The following is a 2,798-nucleotide window of genomic DNA, read 5'->3' as shown; positions in this document are numbered from 1 at the left end:
CCTGCCGGCCCCATGGGTTCGCCGAACCAGTGGGTCAGGCCCAGGCCGTACCCCAGTGGCAGGCCCACACCCCAGTAAGCGAACAGGGTCATGATCATTGGCCAGGCGGTGTCTTCAAAGCCGCGCAGGCAGCCGTTGGCACATACCTGCAGGGCATCGGATACCTGGTACAACGCCGCGAACAGCAACAGATAGGTGGCCAGCTCAATGACGTCCCGGTTGTTGGTATAGATATGGGGGATCCAGCCTCTTGCCAGGACCAGCGCCGCTGCCGCTGTCACGCCCACCACGGTGGTGATACAGAGTGCCACCTGCACCGCATGTCGCAGCCCCTGCTCGTCGTGGCGTCCCCTGGCATGGCCCACTCGCACGGAGGCCGCCAGGGAAAAGCTGAGCGGTACCATGAAAATCAGCGAGGTGAAATTCAGGGCGATCTGGTGGCTGGCCACGATCTGGGCGCCCAGGCTGCCAATCAGCAGGGCAATCACGGCAAAGATGCTGACCTCGAAAAAGATCGATAAGCCCACCGGCAGACCCAGACGCAACATGTACCCCAGACTGGCCATCTCAACGTGGCGCCGGCGCAGATTCAGCGGAGCATGCTGGTACACCGGGTGGCGGTGGGTATAAAACAGCATCATCAGTGCCATGGACCACATCACCAGGGAGGTAGCCCAGCCACAGCCCACGCCGCCCATGGCGGGAAAGCCCAGCTTGCCGTAGATCAGCACATAGTTGCTGGGAATATTGATCAGCAGGCCGATCACACTGAACAGCAACACCGGGCGAGTGTGATTCATGGATTCCGTGTAGCTGCGCATGGCCAGCATCAGGGCGGCACCGGGCATGCCCCAGCTGAGGGCATCCAGATAGCCACTGACCAGCGGGCGAATGGCCGGGTCCACGTCCATCCACACCAACACCGGTGCGATGCTGCGCAGAATCAGGGCACAGAGCACCCCCAACCCCAGGCCCAGCCAGATGCCCTGCTGGGCGAGCGGGTTGATGCGATGGTAAGCTTCGCCGCCGAGATGGCGGGACAGAATCGGTGTGGCACTCATCAGCACGCCGGTCATGAACAGAAACAGGGGCACCCAGATGCTGGCACCCACCGCCACTGCCGCCAGATCATTGGCACTGACCCGACCGGCCATCATGGTATCCACGAAGCCATTGGCGGTCTGGGCCAACTGGCCGCCGAGAATGGGCAGGGCAAGGGTGAGCTGGGCGACGAGCTCCTGACGACGGGATGACATAGGCGCGACGAATCTTATGGGTGATCTTGGCGGTAAACCACAGGGCCAAACAAAGGCGGCTACCATACCGCAAAGCGCTGTTCGGGGGCACCGTAGCGAGGACCTGGACAGACTGTTTAGGGCCACTTTTTTTCATTCCCACACCACCGTGCTGGAAGGCGGCGCGGACGAACCCGTGTATCGTCCGGGCAATCCCCATCGTATCTGCTATACCCGTGACTATTTCCGCAGCGCCCTGCACGAAATCGCCCACTGGTGCGTGGCAGGTCCGGCGCGCCGTCAGCAGGAAGATTATGGCTACTGGTATGCCCCGGATGGCCGCAATGCGGAGCAGCAGGCAGAGTTCACCCGGGTAGAAGTGTTGCCCCAGGCCTATGAGGCGCTTTTCTGTGCGGCCTGCGGGCATCCGTTTCGGGTGTCTCTGGATAACCTGGATGGGGAGGCGGGGGATGGAAGGGACTTCGCTGTGAAGGTCAGAGAAAAAGCGCAGGCCCTTTTGAAAGCCGGGTTAGCGGAGCGGCCAAGGCTCTGGTGTCAGGTACTGATGGAGTACTACGGCAGGGCGCACGGGGAGCTGGAAACGGCTTTGGAAGAGACATTCATGCACCCAAGCTAGTCGTAGGAGCGTCGCTGGCGGCGCGATAGCACACCTTGGAGCACACAGAGAAAACCCAGTCTTTTCCTCAGTGATCTCTGCGCCCTCTGTGGTACAGCCGTCTTTTCAGGTTTTGGGTTTATGCACTCCGTGCCCCCTGCGGGCCGCCCTGGCGGACGTTACCTGCACTTCGTTCCGGCTCGCGCCGCCAGCGAGGCTCCTACGGCGGGGCGGCGTTGGATCTATAAGCGTCCGCTGCGTTTCAGCATCAAATACAGGTTGTTGAGCTGCGCCGGCATGTGCTGCGGGGTGGTTGCCGTGACCAGCGCGCCGGCGTGACGCAGGCGGGTATGCAGGTCGTGGCGGGCCTGTTGTTCCTGGGCGTCGGCACACACTTGCAGGGCCTGATCAAAATCGTTGCCCACCGGTTGCCGTGACAGTTGTTCCTGTTCCGGCAGCAGCATGTCGGCAATCAACACCAGATGGTGGCGACGCAGCAGCGACACGGCGCTCATCAGATCATCCAGATCTTCCTGCTGCAGACGAGTGACCAGTACTACAAGGGCCCGTCGGCGGCTGCGGCGGACCAGTTGCCGGGCGGCCAGGCTGAAGTCGCTGGCATGCTGGCTGGGGTGCAGATCGTAGAGCCCGTTGAGCAGGTGGTTGATGCCCTGCTGGCCCTGCACCGGTGGCAGCCAGCGTGGCTGGTCGCCGGAAAACAGCATGGCGCCGGCCTTGTCCTTTTGCTTGAGGGCGCTCCAGGCGAGCAGCAGTGCGGCGTTAAGGGCGTGATCGAAACCGGTCAGTGAGCCCACCGGCATGCCCAGACGGCGGCCGCCATCCAGCATTATCAGCACCTGTTGATTCTGTTCATCCTGGTATTCCCGGCTGATCAGGCTGCGCCGTCGGGCGGTGGCCTTCCAGTCGATTTGCCGCAGGCTGTCACC

Annotated in this window: 3 protein-coding genes; 1 reads left to right on the top strand and 2 read right to left on the bottom strand. The window is 62.4% G+C overall.

The features are described from left to right. The coding region (locus tag HUJ17_RS13645; RefSeq protein ID WP_290511205.1) for an MATE family efflux transporter at window positions 1-1,256 on the bottom strand (1,256 nt) is incomplete at its 3' end. A 64-nt stretch (window positions 1,257-1,320) separates the two neighbouring features. Here HUJ17_RS13645 and HUJ17_RS13640 point away from each other — a divergent pair. Further along, entirely contained in the window at window positions 1,321-1,872 is a 552-nt protein-coding gene (locus HUJ17_RS13640; RefSeq protein ID WP_366471182.1) for an elongation factor P hydroxylase, read from the top strand. Between the two features lie 221 nt (window positions 1,873-2,093). Here HUJ17_RS13640 and HUJ17_RS13635 read toward each other — a convergent pair. Then, window positions 2,094-2,798 (bottom strand): DUF58 domain-containing protein (locus HUJ17_RS13635; protein ID WP_290511203.1); only part of this gene is annotated, 705 nt, incomplete at its 5' end.

The organism is Alcanivorax sp. (genome assembly GCF_014762765.1).
Lineage (GTDB): Bacteria > Pseudomonadota > Gammaproteobacteria > Pseudomonadales > Alcanivoracaceae > Alcanivorax.
The sequence above is the reverse complement of the archived record's forward strand: the minus strand, read 5'-3'. Positions and strand labels throughout refer to the sequence as shown.